The 1330-nt window shown below is 64.8% G+C and carries 1 protein-coding gene; it reads left to right on the top strand.

Features of this window, described 5'->3' with window-relative positions:
* The first annotated feature begins 50 nt into the window (after positions 1 to 50).
* Positions 51 to 1303 (top strand): IS3 family transposase gene (locus tag ABT342_RS38125; protein ID WP_351584223.1). Its coding sequence is split into 2 segments (ribosomal slippage): positions 51 to 333 and positions 333 to 1303, totalling 1254 coding nucleotides; the frame shifts between segments, so codons are not numbered across the junction.
* The last annotated feature ends 27 nt before the right edge of the window (positions 1304 to 1330 follow it).

Genomic DNA, 1330 nt, shown 5'->3' on the forward strand with positions numbered 1-1330 from the left:
TGAACCGTTCCGGGTTCGGTGGAGACTTGATTCCGTGAAAGGATCGAGTCATGGCACGCCCTTCCTCCTATCCCCCTGAGCTGCGCAAACGAGCGGTCCGTATGGTCGCCGAAGTCCGTAGCGACTACCCGACCGAGTCGGCCGCGATCAAGGCGGTCGCCGAGAAACTCGGCATCGGCTCGACCGAGACACTCCGCAAGTGGGTCCGTCAGGACCAGGTCGACAGCGGGACCCGCCCAGGGACAAGTACGGAGGAGTCCGCGCAGATCAAGGTGTTGAAGAAGGAGATCGCCGAACTGAAGCGGGCGAACGAGATCCTGAAGGCCGCGGCGTCTTTCTTCGCGGCCGAGCTCGACCGGCCACACACACGCTCGTAGCGTTCGTCGACGAGCACCGGGACCGCTTCGGCGGTGTCGAGCCGATCTGCAGGACGCTCACCGAGCACGACTGCAAGATCGCCCCCTCCACCTACTACGCCCACAAGAAACGACTCGAGGCGCCCTCGGCCCGCACGTTGCGCGACGAGGAACTCAAGCCCCTGATCCATGAGGTGTTCACGACCAACTACCGCGTCTACGGGGCCCGGAAGATCTGGCGTGAACTGAACCGGCAAGGCCACGTCGCGGCCCGCTGCACCATCGAGCGCCTCATGCGTGAGCTCGGTATCGCAGGCGCCGTCCGTGGCAAGAAGGTCATCACCACGATCCCGGATCCGTCCGCCGCGCGGGCCCCCGACCGGGTCGAGCGCGATTTCGTCGCCACCGCCCCCAACCGCTGCTGGGTCGCCGACTTCACCCACGTCGCCACCTGGGCCGGCGTCGTCTACGTCGCTTTCGTCGTCGACACCTTCTCCCGCCGTATCGTCGGCTGGTCCGCTTCCACCAGCAAGGAGACCCAACTCGTGCTGGATGCCTTGGAGATGGCCCTGTGGCAGCGCGACCGCGAGGGCCGCCCGCACACCCCCGGCGACCTGCTTCATCACTCGGATGCGGGCAGTCAATACACGTCATTCAAGCTCGCCGAGCACCTCGACGCCGCTGGCATCGCGGCCTCGATCGGCTCGGTCGGTGACGCTTATGACAACGCCCTCATGGAGTCGACGATCGGCCTCTACAAGACCGAGTTGATCAAGCCACAGCGGCCCTGGAAGACCCTGTCCCAGGTCGAACTCGCCACTGCCGAGTGGATCGACTGGTACGTCCACCGCCGGCTTCACGGTGAGATAGGGCACATCCCGCCCGCCGAATACGAAGCCAACCACTACCGAACGACCACGAAACCCCAGGTCACAACCACCATCTGAGATCTCTATCGAACCCGGAACGGTTCA

This window comes from Streptomyces sp. NPDC000410, assembly GCF_040300305.1.
Lineage (GTDB): Bacteria > Actinomycetota > Actinomycetes > Streptomycetales > Streptomycetaceae > Streptomyces.